The following is a 20,773-nucleotide window of genomic DNA, read 5'->3' as shown; positions in this document are numbered from 1 at the left end:
ACCGCCCACAAGGTGGATAGTGGCCCCCTACATCGTCAAGGAGCCCGCTCATGCCCTACCAATACAAGCTCATGCCTTCCCCCGTCGGCCAGCTCACCCTGGTGGCGCGCAACGGCAAACTCAGCGCCATCCTGTGGGAAAAAGAACGCGCCAATCGCGTGCGTCTGGGCGAGTTGCATCTAGCCGACGACAGCCCGGTGTTATTGGAAGCCGAGCGCCAGCTACGGGAATACTTTACCGGCACCCGCAATCAGTTCGATCTGGCGTTGGACTTCGACGGCACCGATTTCCAAAAACAAGTCTGGCAGGCACTGCTGACCATCCCCTTCGGCGAAACCCGCAGCTACAGCCAGATTGCCCAGCAGATCGGCAACCCCAAGGCCGTGCGCGCGGTAGGCGCAGCCAATGGCCGCAACCCCATCTCGATCGTCGCGCCCTGCCACCGGGTGATCGGTGCTTCGGGCGGGCTGACCGGGTTTGCCGGTGGGCTTGAGGCCAAGCAGTATTTGCTGGCGCTTGAGGATCGCGGCCAGGCAAAGCTGGCCCTCTGATTACGCGTCTGCAAGGGCGTCACGGGTAAAGGCCTGGCACTCGTACAAAGGTTCGAAACCTAGTTGCCGGTACAGCGCGAAGGCACCCTGCGAGGCTTCTAGAAAGCATCGCAGGGCCCCGAGGCTCGACGCGTGCAGCAGAGCGGCATGGATCAATCGAGTGGCGTACCCTCTGCCACGCAAGCCCATGAGTGTGCCGATATCGCTAAGCCGGGCCTCGCCATCACACAAGGACAGCACCAGCGAAGACCTTACCTGCCCCTCATCGGACAAGATGAAGTGGTAAAGCGCCTCACCCGCGTCCAGGGCCCGCTGGTGGCGGACCTGATAACGCGCAACCTCCTCGGGCAGCCTCATGAACGCACTGCCAAAGGGCTCAGCCCAATCGTTCATGTTCCGCGTGAGCTGGACCTGCACACCGCTCTCGCCCACCCATGGCGCCAGGCACGCCAGGTCACCCACCATCGCGGTGGTCTTTTCGACCGGCTTAAAGCCGTGTGCCAAAAACACCTCACCCAGCGCTTCGACCTGTTCCTCATGGATCACCACGCGTATTGCCTGCGTGGTACGCCGGATAAGCTCCAGCGGTGCGGCCAAAGCGTTATCCAGCAAAGTGCTGCCAACCCGGATAAACAACAAATTGAACGGGCTGAAATACTCATCCGTGAAATAAGCATTGATGCCGCCGCTGTATCGACGATGCGTTGGGCACACCGCGGCAAAAAAATGCTCTTCGGTTTTACCGTAGAGCGTGGGCAAATCGCAGGCGGTGTTAGCGTGCATGGGAGAACATCCGGATAAAAAAACCAGTCTTGCTCCCGCCATTCAAAGGCGCAGTAGGCCAATTCCTAAGATAGCCGGAGGAAAAAGCACGACATTGTTCTAACCCTAAAATGTAAAAAGAAATTTCGAAGCGGGCCTGCGGTCCATAATTTCATCACCCTCCGGTCAAGGAAAAACGGTCATGAAATTCTCTGCAGTCTCCCAATCTCTGTCCCGCTGGGCAGGCAGTGCCCGCACGTTCTACGTGGCTGTCGCACTGATTTTCCTGTGGAGCCTCAGCGGGCCATATTTCCACTACAACGACACCTGGCAGCTGATCATCAATACCTCGACCACCATCATCACCTTCCTGATGGTGTTCCTGATCCAGAACACGCAAAACCGCGACAACGACATCCTGCATATCAAGATCGACGAGTTGCTGCGCGTCTCCAAGGATGCGCAAAACGCCGTGCTGAGCCTCGATGGCCTGGACCGTAAGGAACTGGAAAAACTGCGCAGCGAATACCGCAGCATCGGCGCCGCAGGCAATGTCAGCCTCAACAGCAGTTGCGGCGAAGTAGTCGACGATGCGGTGACCAACAAAACCGATCTGAACCAGGCATAAAAAAACGGCGGCTGGAGAAAATCCAACCGCCGTTTTCTATCTCAAGTGACGGACTCAACCGTCGCCTTGATGACCTTTGCCATAGGTCGACGCCAAGGCACGGGCCTTTTGCAGGCGCTCCTCCAACTTGGGCAGCGTTTCATCCACCAGCGCTTTGATTTCCGGCACATCCGACGCCGCACCTTCCTGTTTGAACAGGGCAATGGCGTCTTCGTTTTCCTTGACCTGTTGCGCGGTGTAGGCCGCGTCGAAGGAGTCGCCGTCCTTGAGTTCGGGCATCAAGGTTTCGGCTTTATCGACGATCTTCTCGCGCGGGGCCACCGGCAAGTCGAGTTTCTTGGCGATGGCTGCCAGGTGCTGGTTGGCCTGGGTGCGTTCGTTGATCACCTCGATGGTGTAGTCCTTGATTTCCTGGGACGAGGTTCTGGCGTGGGCCATGCGACTGGTTTCAATATCGGCCATCCCTTTGGCCGAAGCCTGCTCGATGAATTCAGCAGGCGACTGGGCGAAAGCATTGCTGGCGCCGAGGCCCAGCAGCATCGCGAAACTGGCGGTGCGTAACCGGATAGCCATGCGGCTCATGATGGGTTCCTCCAGGTCAAAAATAGGTGCGGGAACAGACGCCCCGCCCTGAATTCGAATTTTCAGGGCGGCAAAGGTTTAGAAAAAACTCGCCAGTGCGACGAACGGTCGTCGCTGTATCAGGCCGGTTTGCTGCCAAACAGGCCCGGCAACGCATGCGCCAGGGCATTGATGGCGAAGCCGATAAACATCACGCCACAGAGTTTGGTGATAAGGATTTCATGGCGCTGATACACGGTGCGCACACGTTGGGCGCCGACCACGCCGATCAGAATGGCATAGGCCAGCAGGCCACCGATAAAGCTCAGGAAGATCAACGACGGCAGCATCGCCCACGTCAGCAACTCGGCACGGCTGGACAACAACGCGGTGAAGGTCGCCACGGCCACCGGGTAAGCCTTGGGGTTGGTGAGACCGAACACAATGCCGTGCCAGAACGGGTGCCGCGCCGCGTCCTGAGGTGCATCGCTGCTGCGCCGCTGGGTACGGATCGCACGCCAGCCGAGCCAGAACAGGTATAAACCGCTGAGCACGCCCAGTGCATCAAAGGCTGTGCTGCCCACTTCCCGCGCGCCCACGATGGCAATCAGCGCCGTGCTGCACCACACCACGTCACCCAGCAAATGCCCGCACAAAAAACCCGCCCCGGCACGGCGACCACGGGCAGCGCCGATACCGAATACGGCGAGCACGCCCGGACCGGGCGTAATGCCATAGATAAAACCCGAAGCAAGCACGGCGAACAGCAGGGATAGGGTCATGGGCGCGACTCTGATAGACGGTGATGAGGTGGATCGATTCTGCACGTTCCGCCGCTACGGGTAAAACTTCATTCCTGCATAAGGCTTGGCGCGACAGGCCTGCAAACGTGAGGCCAGATCGCCGACGTGGGCTTCGAGCTTGTGGCCATCGGGGTCGAGAAAGTAGAACGACGCGCCTTCACTGCGGTTGTCGCGCCATTCCCGCACCTGCGCAGCGCGCAGGCGCGCCACCAGCGCCGCAAAATCACCGGTATCGGCGGTAAACGCGTAGTGCGTGTATTCAGCCGCAGGCTCTGGCGAGCGCAATGGGTCGAGGGACAAGCACAGCCATAAACCGGGTAGGGACAAATAGGCGCCGCCGTCCCAGGTCGCATCGAGCCGAAGTTGCAACAATTGATGGTAGAAGCCGATGCTGCGGTTCAGGTCGGTGACGGCAAGGGTCAGGTGGTTAAGGCCGCAGAGCATGGAATGTCCTTTTATCTATTCACCCAGTGACGAACGGGGCAAACCGTTTTTGCGATGACGATGTAGTATGTTGCACTACACATCACTACATCGAGGCTCTTATGTCTGTTATGTCTCTACGCATACCGGAAGACGTCGCCGACACGCTTGCCAGTCTCGCCAAGGCGACAGGGCGCAGCAAATCCTTTCTAGCCGTAGATGCATTACGCGAATACCTGACGCGTGAGGCCTGGCAAATAGAGGAAATTCAAAAAGCATTGAAAGAAGCTGATGCGGGCGACTTTGCGACAGCGGCCGAAGTAAAAGCAGTCGCCGATAAATGGCGTAACAATGCAGGTTGATTGGCTGAGGGCTGCCCTCAGGAATCTTGACGATGAAGCGGCCTACATTGCCGAAGAAAACCCGAAAGCTGCCCATGAGTTCGTGCAGGCGATCTTGACCGGGCTTGAACATGTCGCTGAATTTCCGGCAATGGGCAAAGAAGGCAGAGTGCCCGGCACGCGCGAATGGGTAGTGCCCCGATGGCCCTATATCGTTCCCTACCGTATTCGAGATGGCCGGTTACAGGTGATGCGAATTTTTCATACACGCCGCCAGCCACCCGCTTCCTGGTAGCCACGGTTCAGACGGACAATACACCCTGCACCTGCCCCATCAACCACTGCAACCCCGAATCCCCGCCCCGCCGCGCATGCCACGCCAACTCAAACGCAAACGAAGGGATATGAAACGGCGGCGGCACAGCCAGCAGGTGCTGCTGATCGATGTTGAGCAAGCCTCTGGATGACACCGTCAAAATCAGGTCTGTGCCCTGGATCAACTGCGGTGCCACGCCCCAGTGCGGCAGGCTGATCGCCACATGCCGGCGCTCACGAATTGCCGTCAACGCCCGTTCGATCTCCGGGGTGCCACTGCCGCGCATTTCCAGCAACACATGCGGACGCGACAGGTAAGCGGGCAGGTCGAGCACGCCGTTTTTCGGCAGGCTTTCGCGGTCAATCAGGCAGGTGTAATGCTCTTCGAATAACGGCGTGGTGCGCAGTTCGGCGGGCATGTCGGGGAACACCCCGGCGGCCAGGTCGAGGTCACCATTGAGCACGCCGTCGACCATGCCTTCGCGGCTGGCCTGGACGATTTGCAGGTCGATGCCAGGCGCTTCACGGCGCAAGGTGCGGACCAGCCCCGGCAGGAAAATCGCCGCGCTGTAGTCCGACATCGCCACACGAAACCGGCGCTTGGCCGATGCCGGATCAAACCGGTTGGGCGCCAGCAACGCCTGCACCTGGGCCAGGGCTTCGGCCAGTGGCGCGGCCAGCTCCAGGGCGCGGGCGGTCGGCACCAAGGCACCGCCCTGGCGCACCAGCAATGGGTCACCAAGCAGATCACGCAAGCGCGCCAGCGCATGGCTGACCGCCGGCTGGCTCAGGTGCAGGCGCTCGGCGGCGCGGGTGACGTGTTGCTCGCTGAGCAAGGCGTCGAGGATCACCAGCAGGTTGAGGTCGATGCGACGCAGGTCATTCATCAGCTGCATGCTCAGCATAAGAACTTGGAATTTAAATTTGCGCGACGAATAGCCTAGAGTCCAGCAAAACCTCTGGGAGAACTGAGATGACGACGTTGCATTGGGTAGGTCTGTTGGCACTGGCGGTGATCGCCGGCGCGGTGGTGCCGTTTCAGAGTGCGATCAACGCAAGCCTCGGGCGCGGGCTGGGGCACCCGTTGTGGGCCACGCTGGCGTCACTGCTGGTGAGCATTATTGTGTTGCTGCCGGTCATCATCGCGCTGCGCCTGCCCTTGCCGAGCCTGGCCTTTATCACCAAGGCGCCGCTGTGGATATGGGCCGGAGGCGCGTTTGGCGTGTGCTTTATTTCGCTGGCGCTGATGTTGCTGCCCAAGCTCGGCGCGTCAGGGTTTATTGTGCTGGCCATGGCCGGGCAGATTCTCGCTTCGCTGCTGCTCGATCACTTTGGCCTGTTCGGCCTGATGGAACGCCAACTGACAACGCCCCGCGTGCTGGGGGCGTTGTTGTTGATTGGCGGGGTGGTGTTGATTCAGTTCAGCGCCACACCGGCCCGCGCCCTTGCCACGGCAGGCTGATCAGCCCTTGTCCAGCGTGCGCAGCTTTTGCGGCAAGCCCCACAACAGCAGCCCCGCCGCCAACAGCGCACACACGCCGATCACATACAGCGCCGGCGTGGTGCTGCCGGTGAGGTCCTTGATGCGCCCCACCATCACCGGGCTGACAATACCGCCGAACTGCCCGAGGGTGTTGATCACCGCAATGCCACCGGCCGCACCCGCACCGGCGCCAGCCAGCAATTTGGGCGGCAGCGTCCAGAAGGTGGGGATCGAGGCAATGATGCCCGCGCCCAACAGGCCCAGGGCGATGATCAGGAAGGTGGTGTGGTCGGCAAAGATCCCGGCGCAGAAGAAGCCAATGGCGCCCAGTACCACCAGGCCGCAGACAAACTTGCGGCGCTCACCGGTGGCGTCCGACAGTCGCCCGATCACCACCATGCTGATCGCCCCGCACACATAGGGAATGGCGGTGAGCAGGCCGATCATCACCGGGCTCTGGGTACCGGCACTGCGGATCAACTGTGGCGCCCAGAAGTTGAGACCGTAAGACGCCACCTGGATCAGAAAGTAGATAAACCCAAGCATCAAAAACCCAGGAATACGGATCGCCGAAAGCAGCGAGCCACCATGCTGGTTCGGCTCATGCTTGGCGATGCGACTCGACAGCAGGGTTTTCTCGGCAGGCGTCAGCCAATGCGCGTCTTCAATGCGGTCCTTGAGCAAGGTCAGCACCAGAAAACCCAGGCCGATGCAGGGCAAGCCGCCGAGCAGGAACAGCCAGTGCCAGCCGCGCATTTGCAGCACGCCGTCGAGGTGCTCCAGCACCAGCCCGGAAAATGGCGCGCCGACCAAACCGGCGAACGCCGAGGCCAGGAACAGCATCGAGGTGATGCGCCCACGAAAGTGCTGCGGGAACCACAGCGTCAGGTAATAAAGCACGCCAGGCGCAAACCCCGCCTCCATGGCGCCAATGATGAAGCGCAGGCCATAGAACTGCCATTCGGCGGTGACAAACACCATGGCCGCCGTGGCCAGGCCCCACGACATCATGATGCGCGCGATCCAGCGGCGGGCACCGACCTTGTAGAGCATCATGTTGCTCGGCACTTCGAACAGCACATAACCCACCACAAACAAGCCGGCGCCCAGGCCATAGGCGGTGTCGCTCAGGCTCAGGTCGGTTTGCAGCTGGAACTTGGCGAAGCTGATGTTGATACGGTCAAAAAACGCGAACAGGTAGCACACCATGATCAGCGGCATCAGGCGCCAGGCGACCTTGCTGACCAGGGCTTTTTCGGCATCGATTTCAGCGGCCGGGCGCACGCCGGCCTCTAACGTATTAGTGCTCATGGTTTCTCTCCAGCGGGCTGCTCACAGGCGCCCGATTGTTTTTGTTGTCTGGTAGCGCGTTACAGCGTGGCGATGTAAGCCGGTGGCGGGTGCAGGTCGCCATTGCGCCCGGCCTTGGCGACTTGGCCGGGCAGTTCATGCCCAAGCAAGGCCGGCAGCCGACGGGACATTTGCAACAGGTGCGGCAGGTCGATGCCGGTGTGAATGCCGACCTCTTCGCAGAGGTTGACCAAATCTTCGGTGCAGATATTGCCTGACGCGCCCGGTGCAAACGGGCAACCGCCGAGGCCACCCAATGCCGCGTCAAACCGGCGGGCTCCAGCCTCGTAAGCGGCCAGCACATTGCACAAACCCAGGCCACGGGTATTGTGAAAATGCAGGGTCAGATCGCTGGCCGGCACCTGTTGCAGCACGCGCTTGACCAAACGTTCGACCTGTCGCGGATTGGCCATGCCGGTGGTGTCGGCCAACGTGATGCCCTGAATGCCCAACTCGCGATAGGCGTCGACTATTTGCAGCACGCGGTCTTCATCGATCTTGCCTTCGAACGGGCAGCCAAAGGTGGTGGCAATGCTGCCGTTGAGCCGCACCGGGTGGTCGGCGGCAAAGCTGACGATATCGCCAAACGCCGCCAACGATGCCTCGCAACGCATGCGCATGTTCGCCAGGTTGTGGGTCTCGCTGGCGGACATCACCAGGTTCAGCTCATCGGCGCGCGACTCGATGGCGCGCTGGGCGCCCTTGAGGTTGGGGATCAGCGCCACATAAATCACACCGGCCCGGCGCTCAATGCCCTGGAACACCTGCTCGCCATCACGCAACGCGGGAATGGCTTTGGGCGACACGAACGAGCCCGCCTCGATCCGCGAAAAACCGGCCTGCGCCAACGCGTTGATCAGCGTGATCTTGTCGGCGGTTTCAACCCACGTCGGTTCGATCTGCAAGCCATCGCGCGGGGACACTTCCTGCACGATCAGCGCGTCAGAATAATCAGTGATCATTGCACCACTCCCGCGGTCTTCAGGCGTTGGATATCGGCGCCGGTGAGGCCCAGGCTGCCGAGGATGTCATCGGTATGCTGGCCCAGGGTCGGGCCTTGCCAGTTCACACCGCCAGGGGTTTCGGAAAGTTTGGGCACAATGCCAGGCATCTTCACCGACACGCCGCCGGGCAATTGGGCATTGAGCAGCATGTCACGCGCCTGGTAGTGCGGGTCGCTGACGATATCGGCCACCGAGTAAATGCGCCCGGCCGGCACCTCGGCGGCTTCGAGCGCGCTGAGCACCTGGTCGATAGGCAGGCTGCTGGTCCAGTGGGTAATGGCCGCATCGAGCAGGCCACTTTTGGTGGCGCGGCCGTCGTTGTGGGCAAACTCCGGCGCTTCAGCCAGGTCGGCACGGCCGATGGTGTGCATCAGGCGCTTGTAGATCGGGTCACTGTTGCCGGCGATCACCACATAGGCGCCGTCGGCAGTCAGGTAGGTGTTGGACGGCGCAATACCCGGCAAGGCGCCGCCGCTGCGCTCACGCACATGGCCGAGCATGTCGTATTCGGGCACCAGGCTTTCCATCAGGTTGAACACACTTTCGGCCAGTGACACATCGACAACCTGCCCCTCGCCCTGCCCGGTCTTGACCCGCAGCAGCGACATCAGCGCGCCGATCACCGCGTGCAACGAGGCGAGAGAGTCACCCAGGCTGACGCCAACCCGCGCCGGCGGAGAGTCGGGGTTGCCGGTGGTGTAGCGAATGCCGCCCATGGCCTCACCGATCGCACCAAACCCTGGGCGATCGCGGTAAGGCCCGGTCTGGCCGTAGCCGGAGATACGCACCAGAGTCAGCTTGGGGTTCAGCGCATGCAACACGTCCCAACCCAGGCCGAGTTTCTCCAGGCCGCCGGGGCGCAGGTTTTCGATCAACACGTCGGCGTCGCCCAGCAGTTGCTTGATCAGCCCCAGGCCTTCCGGGGACTTGAGGTCCAGGGCGAGCGACTTTTTGTTACGCGATTGCAGGTACCACCACAGCGATGTGCCTTCGTGCAGCTTTCGCCATTTACGAAGCGGGTCGCCTTGGCCCATGGCTTCGATCTTGATCACCTCGGCGCCAAACTCGGCCAGCATCCGCGCGGCGAACGGTGCGGCAATCAGCGTGCCGATTTCAATCACCTTGATACCGCTCAATGGCGCTGTCATGGGATGGTCCTCTTGTTCTTGGAATATGCAGCCAAGGCTAGAGGACAGAGGGAAGATAAATCCAACCGTCAGTTGGCAAGGAGCGTTCGCGAAATGCGAACGGCTATTGGGTGCCGGCGTCAGTCAGATCGCTACGCGGGCAAGCCCGGCTCCCACAGGAGGAATGCGGCCTCTTGTGGGAGCCGGGCTTGCCCGCGATGAGCATAGGTATCTACACAACTTTTAAAAGCAGCCTATTTCTCCTGTGGCGAGCAGGCTTGTCCTGCGTTGGGCTGCGAAGCAGCCCCAAAAACAGACGCTGAGTACTTTCAGCAAAATTGCCGTGCCTGTACTGGGGCCGCTTCGCAGCCCAACGCAGGACAAGCCTGCTCGCCACAACAGCCCACCTGCCACAGACTTCGTGTTAACCGGTTGTGTAGATACCTATGCCGCGATGAGGCCCACAGGGTTTCCTCACTTCAGTGGCGTGCGCAGGTAGTCAAACAACAACCGGCTCACCGGCGACAACTGCGCTTGATCACGCACCACCACAATCAAGCTGCGATCCGACCACGTGTCGGTCAGCGGCACCGCATGCAACCCCAACGCGCGGCCAAACAGCTCATAGGCCTTTTGCGGCAGGATGCCGATGCCCATATTCGCCTGGACCATCCGGCACATCGCATCAAACCCCGGCACATGGATACGCAGGCGCAGCATCTTGCCGGCCTCACGCGCAGCGGCATGGGTACGCATGTTGATCGAACTGGCGGCGTGCAGGCCCACGTAATCGCTGCCCAGGGTTTCCTCGAAAGCCAGGGTTTGGCGTGCGGCCAAGGGATGCTCCGCCGGCATCAACACCACCAGCTTGTCATGGCGATACAGCACACTGGGCAAGCCTTTGGTGTCAGTGTCGCTGGAGCAGATGCCCAGGTCTGCCACCCCGTCCAGCACGCCCTGGACCACGCCGTTGCTGGGGCGCTCTTCCAGATCAGTCTTGACCTCGGGGTGCCGTTGGGAAAAGTCGCGCAGGTCTTCCGGAAGGAACTGAATGATCGCCGACAGATTCGCCAGCATGCGCACATAACCGCGCACACCGTGGCTGTGTTCACCCAGTTCAAGGCCCATTTTCTCGACGTTGAACAGCATCTGCCGCGCATGGTGCAGCAATGTTTCGCCCGCCGCAGTCAGGTCCATGCCCTTGGCACGGCGCACGAACAGGCTCACGCCCAATACCTGCTCCAGCTCCATCAGGCGCTTGCTGGCTGCCGACACGGCGATGGCCTCACGGGCCGCAGCACGGGTCAGCGTGCCTTCTTCAAACACTGCAACGAACAGTTGCAGAGTGATCAGGTCAAGGCGACGCACCAGGCTTTTGTGCAGCATCAGCGCGGCTCGCTGGCCAGGCGATTGATCTCGGCCTGCTCCACCACGGCTTGCGGCGCGCCATGACGCGCCGCCGCCAACATCGCCAGGCCGACGGTCTCGGTGCTCACCACCCAGCTCGGTTTGACCCGACGAAAAAACGACAACAGCGGCCCGAGCACGGTATAGAAAGATTGATACAGCGGCGTCTTTGAACGCACGCCATGCAACGGCTGAATCACCCCAGGCCGAAACAGGTACACCGCCTTGAACGGCAAGCGCAGCAAGGCGTTTTCGGTCTTGCCCTTGACCCGCGCCCACATCGACTTGCCCGCCTCGGAGCTGTTGGTGCCGGCGCCGGACACATAGATAAAGGTCATCTGCGGATTGAGCCGCGCCAAGGTGCTGGCGGCGACCAGGGTGAGGTCATAGGTGAGGTGGGTGTACTTGGCTTCATTCATGCCCGCCGACGACACGCCGAGGCAGAAGAAGCATGCATCAAAGCCTTGCAGCAGGTTTTCCAGCGGCTGGAAGTCCAGCATGTCGCTGTGCAACACCTGGTGCAGCTTGCCGTGTTCCTGGGTCAGCGGCGTGCGGCCCACGGCGACCACTTCCTGCACGTCAGCGGCCAGCAGGCACTCGCGCAGCACGCCTTGGCCGACCATGCCGGTGGCGCCGAATAATAGAACTCTCATCAGGTGACCTCAGCGGCAAGCCGCAAGCTTCATGCTCAAGTTAAATACCGTTCAACTTGTAGCTTAACGCTTGCGGCGTGCAGCTGCCGCCTTTAGAACGCGCTGCGAAATATCTCCTCAATTTGTCGCTGATCCGCTCGGCGCGGGTTGGTCAGACCGCAGGCATCCTTCAACGCATTGGTGGCCAGCAGCGGAATGTCCTGCAACTTGGCGCCCAATTCGCGCAAACCGGCCGGGATCTCAACGTCATGGGCCAAGGCGCGAATAGCGACGATGGCCGCCTGGGCGCCCTCTTCCGGAGTAATACCCTTGATATCGGCGCCCAAGGCGCGCGCCACGTCGCTCAAGCGTTTGGCGCACACGCTGGCGTTGAAGCTTTGCACATGGGGCAGCAACACCGCGTTGCACACGCCGTGGGGCAGGTCGTAGAGGCCGCCGAGTTGGTGGGCCATGGCGTGCACAAACCCCAGCGAGGCATTGTTGAAGGCCATCCCGGCGAGGAACTGCGCATACGCCATGTTTTCCCGCGCGGCTTTGTCGCTGCCATCACGTACCGCCAGACGCAGGTTGGCGCTGATCAGCTCCATGGCCTTGATCGCACAGGCATCGGTGATTGGCGTGGCGGCCGTCGACACATAGGCTTCGATCGCATGGGTCAGCGCATCCATGCCAGTGGCCGCCGTCAGCCCCTTGGGCATGCCGACCATCAGCGTCGGGTCGTTGACCGACAGCAGCGGCGTGACATTGCGGTCGACGATGGCCATTTTCACATGGCGGGTTTCATCGGTGATGATGCAAAAACGGGTCATCTCGCTGGCCGTGCCGGCGGTGGTGTTGATCGCCACCAGCGGTAACTGCGGCTTGCTCGACTGATCGACACCTTCATAGTCGCCGATGTGCCCGCCGTTGGTGGCGCACAACGCGATGCCCTTGGCGCAGTCATGGGGCGAACCGCCGCCCAGGGACACCACAAAATCACAGGCGGTGGCCTCCAGCATCGCCAGGCCTTTCTCGACGTTCTCCACATTGGGGTTGGGCTTGGCACCGTCGTAGATCACCGAGTCAATGTCCTGCATCGCCAGCTTTTCGGCGATCATGCTGGCCACGCCGGCCTTGGCCAGCCCGGCGTCGGTGACGATCAGCGCCTTGCGAAAACCGTAGTTGCGGATGGCCGTCATGGCTTCGTCGAGGCAGTCGGTGCCCATGATGTTGACGGCGGGAATAAAAAAGGTGCTGCTCATGGTCAATCCTCGGAGGCGGTATGCCGACAGAATCAACCGCTAACGCGTGGCGCATCTTGATCAGGATCAACGCCCGCTCATGATAAAGTCACCACCCAGCCGATTTCGAGTAGACCCGCCGCAATGAAGGATTTCCAGGATATTGACGCCCACCTTGAAGACTGGAGCGCACTGCGCAGCGCCATCGACTTCAATGGGATTCTGATCGGCAATGGCGCCAGCCGTGCGATTTGGGAAGACTTTGCCTACGACTCGCTGTTCGAAAACGCCCGCACCGTCGAAGAAAAGCCCCTGAGCCCATCCGAACTCAGCGTGTTCGACGCCCTGCAAACCCGCAGTTTCGAGCAAGCGCTGGGCGCCTTGAAGACCACCAGCCGGGTCAACAAGGCACTGGCGGTCAGCTCGGCGGCGCCGCGCAACCGCTACTACGCAATCAAGGAAGCGCTGATCAACACCATCCACGCCGTGCACATTCCGTGGCGCCTGGTGCAGCCGTCGACACTGGCGACGATCAACACTGAACTGAAGCGCTACGCGACGGTGTTCACCAGCAATTACGATTTGCTCAACTACTGGGCGATTTTGCACACGCCGGGCATCGATGACCTGTTCCGCAGCGCCGACGCCAGCTTCGACCTGCGCAACACCCGCACCGACGCCACGCGCATCCTCTACCTGCACGGCGGCCTGCACCTGGTGCGCAACCTCGACGGCACCGCGCGCAAATTGCCGACCACCGAGAGCACCTTGCTCAGCAGCTTTGCAATAAACAACACGATCAAGACGTTGGACGATGTGCCGTTGTTTGTCAGCGAGGGCAAGGTGGAGGAGAAGCTCAAGACCATTCGCAGCTCGGATTATCTGTCGTTCTGCTACGAGCAGTTGCTGAGTCATGAAGGCGCGTTGTGCATCTTCGGCCATGACTTGGGGGCTCAGGACAGCCACTTGGTGGACGCGATTCGCCAGGCCAGACTCACGACACTGGCAATCTCAGTGTCGGGGCGCAGTGACGGGTTTATCCGCCAGCAGAAGCGCCGGTATTCGCAGTTGTTTGACGGCAGTGGCGTGGAGGTGAAGTTCTTTGCGGCGCGTACGCATCCGTTGGGTAATGCCGCGTTGTCCGTGCCGGTCGAACGCTGATCCACTGAACAACGAAGATCAACTGTGGGAGCTGGCTTGCCTGCGATAGCGGTGTGTCAGTTAAGACAGTACTGACTGGCCCACCGCTATCGCAGGCAAGCCAGCTCCCACAGTGACGGTGTTCCAACCTGGGAACACGGTCACTCGTCGCTGCTGTGCACCACCACCAGCAACTGCGCCTGCACCTCTCCCACCGAGCGAATTCGGTGAGGTTTCTGTGCATTGAAGTGCAGCGCGTCGCCCCGCTCCAGAATCACCCGTTCGTTCATGAAATCCACTTCCACCTGGCCTTCGTGCACGAACAAAAACTCCTCGCCCAGATGCTCCTTGAAGGTCTTGTCGGTGAATTCTGCCGGCGGGTAGATGATGAACGGCAGCAGGCTGCGCTCGCTGACCTGATGGGCCAACACGGCATAACCCGGCGCGGTGTCGGGACGTTCGTGGCTGCGCACCAGGCTGTAGCTGTCGAGGCTGACGTTGTCTTCGCTGAACAGTTCTTCGACCTTCACGTTCAACGCCTTGGCCAGTTTCAGCGCGGCAGCAATCGACGGTGTGTTGAGCCCACGCTCGACCTTGGACAGATAACTCTTGGTCATCCCGGACTTTTCGGCCAGGGACTCCAGGGTTACGCCAAGTTTTTTTCTCAATAATTTCAAACGGATAGACATGTGCTGCGGTTAATCCCTGCAGAAAAGGCAGAATCACGCTTGCCAATGACACAAAGTGTCATATAGCATCTTTAGTGTCATTTGCTCTAACCCAAAGGACACCGATATGGCCAAGACATTAGCACTTCCCAAAGACCAACTGGTCAAGCAAGCACTGATCCAGATGCAAAACAGCCTGGCGGATAATACGTGGACCGACCGGCAAAAGCTGGCGCTCACTTGCCGCATCCTGTTCGAACACGGACACGACTCCGGCCTGGCCGGGCAGATCACCGCACGTGGGCCCACGCCTGGCACCTATTACACTCAGCAACTGGGCCTGGGTTTCGATGAAATCACGGCCAGCAATCTGTTGCTGGTCAACGAAGACCTTGAAGTACTCGAGGGGCATGGCATTCCCAACCCGGCCAACCGTTTTCACACCTGGGTCTACCGTGGGCGGCCGGATGTGAACTGCATCATCCATACGCACCCCACGCATATTGCCGCGCTGTCGATGCTCGAAGTGCCGCTGCAGGTGTCGCATATGGACCTGTGCCCGCTGTACGAAGATTGCGCCTTCCTGGAAGCCTGGCCGGGCGTGCCGGTGGGCAATGAAGAAGGCGAAATCATCACAGCAGCTTTGGGCGACAAGCGCGCAATTCTGCTCTCGCACCACGGTCAGCTGTCCACCGGCGCAAGCATCGAGGAAGCCTGCGTGATCGCGCAGTTGATCGAACGGGCGGCCAAGTTGCAGTTGCTGGCAATGTCGGCGGGCACTATCAAGCCGATCCTGCCGGAACTGGGTCGCGAGGCCCATGACTGGATCTCCAAGCCCAAGCGCCATGGCGCCGCATTCAACTACTACGCCCGGCAGAACCTGCGCAAACACGCCGATTGCCTGAACTGATTGCCCTTTTTCAAGCGGAGACCTCCCATGTCCAACCCCACTATTCACGGCATCATCGGCTACACCATCACCCCGTTCAGCGCCGACGGCCAGCGCATTGACCTCGACGCCCTCGGCCGCTCCATCGACCGTCTGATCGACAGCGGCGTACACGCCATCGCGCCTTTGGGCAGTACCGGTGAAGGCGCGTATTTGAGCGATGCGGAGTGGGATGAGGTCAGCGCCTACAGCCTTGCGAAAATCGCCAGGCGCGTACCCACTGTTGTCAGCGTGTCTGACTTGACCACCGCCAAGGCCGTGCGTCGCGCCCGTTATGCCGAAGCCAATGGCGCCGATGTGGTGATGGTGCTGCCGGCCTCATACTGGAAACTCAGCGAAGCGGAAATCCTCGCCCACTACGCCGCGATTGGCGACAGCGTCGGCGTGCCGATCATGCTTTACAACAACCCGGCTACCAGTGGCACGGACATGTCGGTGGACTTGATCCTGCGCATCGTCAAGCAGGTGGCGAACGTGACCATGGTCAAGGAAAGCACCGGCGATATTCAGCGCATGCACCAGTTGCGCCGCCACAGCGACGTGCCGTTTTACAACGGCTGCAACCCGCTGGCGCTGGAAGCCTTCGCGGCGGGTGCCAAGGGGTGGTGCACGGCCGCGCCGAACCTGATCCCGCAGCTGAACCTGGAGTTGTATGACGCGGTGCTGGCCAATGACCTGACACTGGCGCGGGAGCTGTTCTATCGCCAGTTGCCGTTGCTGGAGTTCATCCTCAAAGGCGGTTTGCCGGCGACGATCAAGGCCGGGTTGCGGCTGACCGGCCTGGAGGCGGGCGATCCACGCTTGCCGGTGTTCCCGTTGGGTGAGGCTGGGATCGAACAGCTCAAAGCATTACTGCGCTAAAACCGCGGTCCTCTGTGGGAGCTGGCTTGCATCGCTATCGCAGGCAAGCCAGCTCCCACATTTTTGAACCCATGAACCCGTTACATAGAGACAAATGACAATAGTTCTCGATATCATTCGCGACTTATCTACGTCGTGCTTCCTCAAGAAGGATATCCATGTCTCGTCCCAAGCCCGACCCGTTGTCGGCCGATGCCTTTCGCGGGTTTTATGCAGATATCCTGCATTTCCTGCGCAAGCGCACGGACAACGCCAACGACGCGGCGGACATGACCCAGGATGTCTTCACCCAGTGGCTGGACTACCGCGACCGCGCCAAGGTCGAGCAGCCACGGGCGTTTCTGTTCCAGATGGCGCGCAACCTGTTGCGCGATCACTGGCGTAAACAGAAGGTACGCCAAAGCGCTCACTCCGACCCGGCCGACGCTGACACGGAGCCGGTCACCGACGCACAAAACGACCCCATGGCCGCCGCGCAGCGCCTGCAACGCCTGGAACAGTTGAAAGAAGTCCTTGCCGAACTCTCGCCCCGCAGGCGAGAAGCCCTTATGCTGCACCGCTTCGAAGGCTTGAGCCAGGCGCAGATCGCCGAACGCATGGGCATTTCGACCAGCATGGTCGAAAAGCACATCGCTTTTGCCCTGCTGCATTGCAAGCGACGCCTTCAACCAGAACCCGGCACGGAGCAGCCAGAATGAACCGCCTGAGCGACATCGACGCCCTGGACATCGAAGCGAGCGACTCCATCGATGCCCAAGCCGCCAGCTGGTTTGCCCGCAACCGTAATGGCGCAGCACGGGCCGAGCGCAAAGCCTTTGCCGCCTGGCAGGCAACGCCCGCCCACGCCCGTGCCTATGCCGAATTCGAACAACTGTGGGACGACCTCGCCCAGTTGCAGCAACTGAATAAACCCGTACCGCTGCCCAAGCGTAAACCCTCGATAATGCGCCCGGCTCTGGCCGTGGCCGCCGCACTGGTCTGCGCCGTGCTGACGACAAATATCGGTGCACCCCGCGCGCTGTTCCACAGCCAGATTGCCGGGCACGCCAAAGGCATGCGCACCCTCGCCTTGCCCGACGGCAGCACGCTGTATGTGAATGCCAACACCCACCTGCGCGTGGACTTCAATGCGCATCAACGCATCCTGCACCTGGACAAGGGCCAGGTCTTTATCGAAGTTGCCGCCGACAAAGAGCGCCCGCTCTACGTGCAAGCCGGCGAGGCCAATGTGCGGGTGGTCGGCACCGGGTTTGACGTGCGACGCAGCCAGCAACAACTGGTGGTCAGCGTCGCCCACGGCCAGGTCGCCTTCGAGCCGGACGCCAAAAGCCCGGTGGCGTTGCTTAGCGCCCAGCAACGTGCCACGTACAGCTACGCCAAGGGCACCGTGCAGCAACAGACACTCACCACCGAAGAAGTGGCCGACTGGCGCAGTGGGCACCTGTCGTTTCGCAATCGGGAGTTGGCCAGCCTGATCGATGAACTGAGCCTCTACCGGCCTCAAGCGCCCTTGCAGGTCAACAAAGCCGTGGCGCAACTGAAGGTCTCGGGCAATCTGGATGTGAATGACCCGGATGCCCTGCTCAGCGCCCTGCCCGCGCTGCTGCCGGTTAAAACCGTGGCCTCGGCCGATGGCATTGTCCGCATCGAACCACTCAAGTAAGGCCTGCAAGCATCACACTTGAGAATATTTTGCATTCGCATGTGTGGTTTTTTGCAGCTGCCCCGTCTTCCTCCCGACTGTGTTGGATACGCACACCTTTTGGCTATTTAGCCACCCCGGGGGATTTCATGTTTCGCGCGCCTTGCCACGCTCCGCACCTGTTTCTTCGACCGACCCTTATTGCCAGCTGCATGGCCTTGAGCCTCAACGCCCAGGCCGAGTCGCTCAGGCTGCAACTGCCCGCCCAATCGCTGGCCACGTCCCTGAGCTTTGTCGCGCAGCAGGCGAAAATCCAGCTGTTGTTCGATGAGACACTGCTCAAACATGTGCAGGCGCCGGCGCTCAACGGTGAATTCAGCCCGGAAGTGGCGATTCGCAGCCTGCTGAAAAACGGCGAGTTCACCCTGATCAAAGTCGGCAGCACCTACGTGGTGCGCCCCGACGAGGGCAAGACCACCCACAGCGGCGCCATCCAGCTGGATGCCCTCAGCGTGATCGGCACCGGTAACGAAGTCGACTCCAGCACCGTCAACCGCTCGACCATGACCCAGGCCGACATTGACCGCTACCAGTCCAACAACATCCCCAGCCTGTTGCAGACCTTGCCCGGCGTGAGCCAGGGCGGCTCACTGAAACCTGGTGGCCAGACCATCAATATTCGAGGTTTCGGCGATGCCGAAGACGTGCCGATGACCGTCGACGGCGCCACCAAAACCGGCTTTGAGCGCTACCAGCAAGGCACCGTGTTTATCGAGCCGGAGCTGATCAAGAGCATCGAGGTCGAGAAAGGCCCCAACTCACCGTTCACCGGCAACGGCGGTTTTGGCGGTACGGTCAACATGACCACCAAGGACGCCCCGGACCTGCTGCAAGACGGTCGCAACAGCGGCGCGATGCTCAAATACGGTTACTCCAGCAATGACCACGAACAGATCTACAGCAGTGCCGTGTACGGCCGCACCGACGACGGGCGTTTCGACGCGCTGGCCTACCTGACCCAGCGCGACGGCGGCGACATGAAGGTGGCCGCCAAACTGCCCAACGACAACAACGAATACCCGGTCAACCCGCAGCGCCTGCCCAACAGTGCCCAGGATGTGGACGGCAAACTGTTCAAGGTCAACGCCCACTTCACCGAGGAGCACAGCGTTGGTCTGTCTTACTCGCGCTCCCACAGCAACCGCTGGACACCATTCTCCGCCGCCAGCTACCCGACGCCGCCGACCCAGGCCAACATCGACCGCTACGGTTACGAAAACGCGCTGAAGCGTTTTTTAGCCCAGCGTGACACCACTGACACCACCTGGTCAGGCAAGTACGAATACACGCCGGTGAATAACCCGCTGATCGACCTGACCGTCAAATATTCCCAGTCCAATACCGACCAGACCGACGAACGCGACGCCACCGCGTTTTTCCAACTGGCCACCGGCGGGCGCAAGATGGACACCGCCTACACCGACAAGAACCTCGACATCCGCAACGTCAGCCTGTTTGACACCGGCCCCTTGCAGCATGCGGTGACCGTCGGCGGGCAAATCCGCAAGCACATCCGCGAAACCGAAATGTGGATGCCCGGCACCACCTACAACACCGCGCGCTACAACTACGGGCACTTCCAGCCGGGTTTCATGCCCCACGGCAAGGTCGACACCAACAGTTTCTTTGTCCAGGACGCAGTCACCGTGGGCGATTTGACCATCACCCCGTCGCTGCGCTACGACCATGTGCGCAACCGTGGCGAAGGCAATGACGCGCCGTACTACAACAACCCGAATCCGTCCTTCGGCCACGATTACAGCGACCGCACTTACACCGGCTGGTCGCCGCGCCTGGCGCTGTTCTGGAACGTCACGCCGAACCTGGGGCTGTTCGCCAACTGGAGCAAGACTTGGCGTGCGCCGGTGATCGACGAGCAATATGAAGTGCAAGGCCTGGGCAGCCGCACCGCCACCAGTGTCGACCTCGACCCGGAACGCATCACCTCGATCACGTTGGGCGGCGTCACCAGCTTCGACCACCTGATCGCCCAGAACGACAACCTGCAAGTGCGCGCCACACTGTTCCACAACAAAGTCGAAGACGAAATCTTCAAGGCCACTGGTGTTGGTTGCCAAAACCAGGCCATCAACGGCGGCACCATTGCCAACGCTTGCCCGCCTGGGGCGATGTCCAACTACCGCAACATCGGCGGCCTGACCATCAAGGGTTTTGAGCTGGAGTCTTTCTACAACTCCACCTACCTGTTCGGCTCGGTGTCGTTCGCCTACGCCAAGGGTGAACACGAAGGCGCGTACACCAACCCGTGGGGGCCGGATGTACCGGCACGTGACATTCCACCGACCAAATGGGTGCTGGTAGTGGGCACCAACATCCCGGCCTGGGATGCCCAGGTGGGCTGGATGGGCCAGTTCATTGGCGCGACCGATCGCTTGCCGAGTGACAAATATTCCGGCGGCCCGGGCAGCAGTTTGGGCGACCTGTTCTACGACCAGTACGGCAACAAGGCCTACAACACCCAAGGCCTGTTCGCCAAATGGAAACCGCAACAGGCCTACCTCAAAGGCACCGAGGTGAACTTCACCGTGGACAACCTGTTCAACAACAACTTCCGCCCGGCCTTGAGCGGTGATCGTGCCTACACCAAGGGCCGCGATGCGAAGGTCAGCATTACGCGGTTCTTCTAAAGACCAGGGTGACGCCATCGCAGGCAAGCCAGCTCCCACAGAAGATCTCGGTCAACCAGGCAATAGAGATCAACCCCAGGCAAGCCAGCTCCCACAGGAGATCTCGGTCCGCCAGACAATAGAGATCCAATGTGGGAGCCGGGCTTGCCCGCGATGGCGCCGTGCCTGCCAGCTTAA

General features: G+C 60.8%; 23 protein-coding genes. 11 read left to right on the top strand and 12 right to left on the bottom strand.

Going from position 1 to position 20,773, the window contains the following annotated elements; all coding sequences use genetic code 11:
* Positions 1–50: 50 nt before the first annotated feature.
* Complete coding sequence (locus tag HU759_RS08135; RefSeq protein WP_017137293.1) at positions 51–551, top strand: methylated-DNA--[protein]-cysteine S-methyltransferase; 501 nt, start codon at positions 51–53, stop codon at positions 549–551.
* On the opposite strand, the gene HU759_RS08130 is transcribed toward HU759_RS08135, so the two are convergent.
* Entirely contained in the window at positions 552–1,334 is a 783-nt protein-coding gene (locus tag HU759_RS08130) for a GNAT family N-acetyltransferase (RefSeq protein ID WP_017137292.1), read from the bottom strand.
* 181 nt (positions 1,335–1,515) lie between these two features.
* Here HU759_RS08130 and HU759_RS08125 point away from each other — a divergent pair, with 181 nt between their 5' ends.
* Positions 1,516–1,941, top strand: a complete 426-nt coding sequence (locus HU759_RS08125) for a low affinity iron permease family protein (RefSeq protein ID WP_017137291.1) — start codon at positions 1,516–1,518, stop codon at positions 1,939–1,941.
* A 54-nt stretch (positions 1,942–1,995) separates the two neighbouring features.
* Here HU759_RS08125 and HU759_RS08120 read toward each other — a convergent pair whose 3' ends face one another.
* From HU759_RS08120 to fos, 3 genes are all read right to left on the bottom strand, one after another.
* Positions 1,996–2,523, bottom strand: a complete 528-nt coding sequence (locus HU759_RS08120; RefSeq protein WP_017137290.1) for a DUF4142 domain-containing protein — start codon at positions 2,521–2,523, stop codon at positions 1,996–1,998.
* A 119-nt stretch (positions 2,524–2,642) separates the two neighbouring features.
* Positions 2,643–3,284 (bottom strand): LysE family translocator, encoded by a 642-nt coding sequence (locus HU759_RS08115; protein ID WP_169985477.1) that lies wholly within the window; start codon positions 3,282–3,284, stop codon positions 2,643–2,645.
* A gap of 54 nt (positions 3,285–3,338) precedes the next feature.
* A complete protein-coding gene (gene fos / locus HU759_RS08110; protein WP_017137288.1) occupies positions 3,339–3,749 on the bottom strand; it encodes a fosfomycin resistance glutathione transferase in 411 nt (136 codons plus the stop codon).
* 101 nt (positions 3,750–3,850) lie between these two features.
* On the opposite strand from fos, the gene HU759_RS08105 reads away from it, so the two are divergent.
* Both HU759_RS08105 and HU759_RS08100 read left to right on the top strand, forming a co-directional pair.
* Positions 3,851–4,090: a ribbon-helix-helix protein, CopG family gene (locus tag HU759_RS08105; RefSeq protein WP_017137287.1), complete on the top strand. Its 240-nt coding sequence runs from the start codon at positions 3,851–3,853 to the stop codon at positions 4,088–4,090.
* A complete protein-coding gene (locus HU759_RS08100) occupies positions 4,080–4,364 on the top strand; it encodes a type II toxin-antitoxin system RelE/ParE family toxin (protein WP_017137286.1) in 285 nt (94 codons plus the stop codon). Before HU759_RS08105 ends, HU759_RS08100 begins: the two co-directional genes overlap by 11 nt.
* A 7-nt stretch (positions 4,365–4,371) precedes the next feature.
* On the opposite strand, the gene HU759_RS08095 is transcribed toward HU759_RS08100, so the two are convergent.
* Positions 4,372–5,289, bottom strand: coding sequence for a LysR family transcriptional regulator (locus HU759_RS08095; protein WP_186617451.1), 918 nt, complete (start codon positions 5,287–5,289; stop codon positions 4,372–4,374).
* Positions 5,290–5,357: 68 nt separating this feature from the next.
* Here HU759_RS08095 and HU759_RS08090 point away from each other — a divergent pair, with 68 nt between their 5' ends.
* A complete protein-coding gene (locus tag HU759_RS08090) occupies positions 5,358–5,846 on the top strand; it encodes a DMT family transporter (RefSeq protein ID WP_017137284.1) in 489 nt (162 codons plus the stop codon).
* Here HU759_RS08090 and HU759_RS08085 read toward each other — a convergent pair whose 3' ends face one another.
* From HU759_RS08085 to yiaY, 6 genes are all read right to left on the bottom strand, one after another.
* Complete coding sequence (locus HU759_RS08085; protein WP_186617449.1) at positions 5,847–7,178, bottom strand: MFS transporter; 1,332 nt, start codon at positions 7,176–7,178, stop codon at positions 5,847–5,849.
* A gap of 59 nt (positions 7,179–7,237) precedes the next feature.
* A complete protein-coding gene (locus tag HU759_RS08080) occupies positions 7,238–8,179 on the bottom strand; it encodes a hydroxymethylglutaryl-CoA lyase (RefSeq protein WP_186617448.1) in 942 nt (313 codons plus the stop codon).
* Positions 8,176–9,369, bottom strand: a complete 1,194-nt coding sequence (locus HU759_RS08075; protein WP_176991250.1) for a CaiB/BaiF CoA-transferase family protein — start codon at positions 9,367–9,369, stop codon at positions 8,176–8,178. The genes HU759_RS08080 and HU759_RS08075 overlap by 4 nt, the downstream gene beginning before the upstream one ends.
* A gap of 453 nt (positions 9,370–9,822) precedes the next feature.
* The gene (locus HU759_RS08070; RefSeq protein WP_186618415.1) at positions 9,823–10,734 is read right to left on the bottom strand and encodes a LysR family transcriptional regulator; all 912 of its coding nucleotides are present in this window, start codon (positions 10,732–10,734) and stop codon (positions 9,823–9,825) included.
* Positions 10,734–11,408, bottom strand: a complete 675-nt coding sequence (locus HU759_RS08065) for an NAD(P)H-binding protein (RefSeq protein WP_138453635.1) — start codon at positions 11,406–11,408, stop codon at positions 10,734–10,736. The genes HU759_RS08070 and HU759_RS08065 overlap by 1 nt, the downstream gene beginning before the upstream one ends.
* Before the next feature lie 92 nt (positions 11,409–11,500).
* The gene (yiaY, locus tag HU759_RS08060; RefSeq protein ID WP_017137278.1) at positions 11,501–12,649 is read right to left on the bottom strand and encodes an L-threonine dehydrogenase; all 1,149 of its coding nucleotides are present in this window, start codon (positions 12,647–12,649) and stop codon (positions 11,501–11,503) included.
* A 123-nt stretch (positions 12,650–12,772) separates the two neighbouring features.
* On the opposite strand from yiaY, the gene HU759_RS08055 reads away from it, so the two are divergent.
* Positions 12,773–13,789 (top strand): DUF4917 family protein, encoded by a 1,017-nt coding sequence (locus tag HU759_RS08055; protein ID WP_186618413.1) that lies wholly within the window; start codon positions 12,773–12,775, stop codon positions 13,787–13,789.
* 140 nt (positions 13,790–13,929) lie between these two features.
* On the opposite strand, the gene HU759_RS08050 is transcribed toward HU759_RS08055, so the two are convergent.
* A complete protein-coding gene (locus tag HU759_RS08050; RefSeq protein ID WP_017137276.1) occupies positions 13,930–14,457 on the bottom strand; it encodes an XRE family transcriptional regulator in 528 nt (175 codons plus the stop codon).
* Between the two features lie 106 nt (positions 14,458–14,563).
* Between HU759_RS08050 and HU759_RS08045 the strand changes: the two genes are divergently transcribed.
* The 5 genes from HU759_RS08045 to HU759_RS08025 all read left to right on the top strand — a co-directional run bounded on the left by HU759_RS08045 (position 14,564) and on the right by HU759_RS08025 (position 20,596).
* Complete coding sequence (locus HU759_RS08045; protein ID WP_017137275.1) at positions 14,564–15,346, top strand: aldolase; 783 nt, start codon at positions 14,564–14,566, stop codon at positions 15,344–15,346.
* Between the two features lie 27 nt (positions 15,347–15,373).
* A complete protein-coding gene (locus tag HU759_RS08040) occupies positions 15,374–16,246 on the top strand; it encodes a dihydrodipicolinate synthase family protein (RefSeq protein ID WP_017137274.1) in 873 nt (290 codons plus the stop codon).
* 158 nt (positions 16,247–16,404) lie between these two features.
* Entirely contained in the window at positions 16,405–16,944 is a 540-nt protein-coding gene (locus tag HU759_RS08035) for a sigma-70 family RNA polymerase sigma factor (protein ID WP_017137273.1), read from the top strand.
* On the top strand, positions 16,941–17,909 hold the full coding sequence (locus HU759_RS08030; RefSeq protein WP_169985460.1) for a FecR domain-containing protein: 969 nt from the start codon (positions 16,941–16,943) through the stop codon (positions 17,907–17,909). Before HU759_RS08035 ends, HU759_RS08030 begins: the two co-directional genes overlap by 4 nt.
* Before the next feature lie 128 nt (positions 17,910–18,037).
* The gene (locus HU759_RS08025) at positions 18,038–20,596 is read left to right on the top strand and encodes a TonB-dependent receptor (protein WP_186618410.1); all 2,559 of its coding nucleotides are present in this window, start codon (positions 18,038–18,040) and stop codon (positions 20,594–20,596) included.
* Positions 20,597–20,773: the final 177 nt, after the last annotated feature.

The organism is Pseudomonas sp. OE 28.3 (assembly GCF_014268205.2).
GTDB classification, from domain to species: Bacteria; Pseudomonadota; Gammaproteobacteria; order Pseudomonadales; family Pseudomonadaceae; genus Aquipseudomonas; species Aquipseudomonas edaphica.
Note: the sequence above shows the minus strand (reverse complement) of the source record. Positions and strands in the feature narration are given on the sequence as shown.